Genomic DNA, 1505 nt, shown 5'->3' on the forward strand with positions numbered 1-1505 from the left:
GCGTTCGCCTTCGTGATGCTGCCGCTGATCGGGATGAGCGCGGCCAGGATGGTGACCGCCCCGCGGCGCCAGGCGCGCCGTGCCGCGTGGGCGACCGGGCTGCTCATAGCGCTGGGCGCCGCGTTCGCGCCGCTACTGTGGCCGCTCGGCGTGCTTGGCGCCGTCTTCGTGCTCGCCGTCAGGCGCGGGCTGTCGTCAGTGGACCGGCTCAACGCCGCCATAGTGGTAGTCACGCCCTTCCTGATCTTGTTTCCATGGTCGCTGCACCTGCTCACCACCCCCGCGGCGTTCCTGACCGAGGCGGGCGTCCAGTCGCCAGGACTCACTTCGCCTGTCCTCGGTCCGTCCGCGCTGCTCCTGCTCAGTCCCGGCGGACCAGGGCTGCCGCCGGTCTGGGTCACCATCGGGCTCGGGCTCGCCGTGGCCGCCGCGCTGCTCCCGCATCGGCGCAGCGAGGTGACCGTGGCCGGATGGTGCGTCGCGGTCGTCGGCCTGATCGCCGCGATAGCGGTAAGCAGGATCACCGTCACCCCCGCGGGAGGCGGGCTGCCTGCGAAGGGCTGGCCCGGCGTGGCCATGGCGGTCGCGGCGCTCGGCCTGCTGGTCGCCGCGGCACCAGCGGCGCAGTGGCTCGCGGAGACGGCTTCCCCCAGGTCCGGCGCCGTCGGCGGGGCGCGGAAGCTCCTCGCTGGCGTCGCGCTCGCCGCGGCCGCGTCCGCGCCTGTGCTCGTCGCCGTCTACTGGGTGGCCGATGGTGTCCGCGGCCCGATTGGCAGCGTCGCTACCCCGCTGCTTCCTGCCTTCGTGTCCGCGTCGTCGTCCTCCGGCGGCCAGTACCGGACGCTCGTGCTGCGCCCGGCTGGCGCTTCGCTCACTTACACGCTTGTCAGGCAGAGCGACCCGACCCTCGGGGAGCCGGAGCTGACCGCCGCGTCGGCCGCGGCCGCGGCGCTTGACCGGCAGGTGGCCGCCCTGGGCGCGCCGCTAGGCGGGGACGCCGGCGACCCCGGGCTCGTGCTCGGCGACTTCGGCATCAAGTGGGTGATGCTGCCTGGCCCGGTCAACCAGGGCCTGGCCCAGCGGCTCGACGCGTCGGTCGGCCTGGTGCCGGTCAGCAAGGCGCCGGCGTACGACCTGTGGCAAGTGTCGGGTCCGGTGGCCAGGGTCCGGGTGGTCGCCAAGGACGGAACCGTCACCCCGCTGGCTGCGCAGCCGGTGGGTATGACCGCGGTGACCGCGCCGGCCGCGGGCGGCACGCTCGTGCTCGCCGAGCCGTACGGCGGGTGGACCGCCATGCTGGGCGGTACCGCGCTGAAGCCACTGCCCGCTCCGGTCAACGGCTGGGCGCAAGGGTTCACGCTGCCGGCCGGCGGCGGCCAGCTGGTGATCACCAGGAACGACCTGGCCCGTAACATGAGCCTGATCGCCGAACTCGTGGCGGTACTCGCCATCTGCGTGCTCGCGCTTCCTGGCAAGCGCGCCGACCCGGCCGAGGAGGCCGCGGC

General features: G+C 74.2%; 1 pseudogene. It reads left to right on the forward strand.

The window, feature by feature from the left end:
* Positions 1-1505, forward strand: a pseudogene (locus WA805_RS30755) (hypothetical protein); the annotation flags it as partial.

Source organism: Trebonia sp., assembly GCF_049794275.1.
Classification (GTDB): Bacteria; Actinomycetota; Actinomycetes; order Streptosporangiales; family Streptosporangiaceae; genus Trebonia.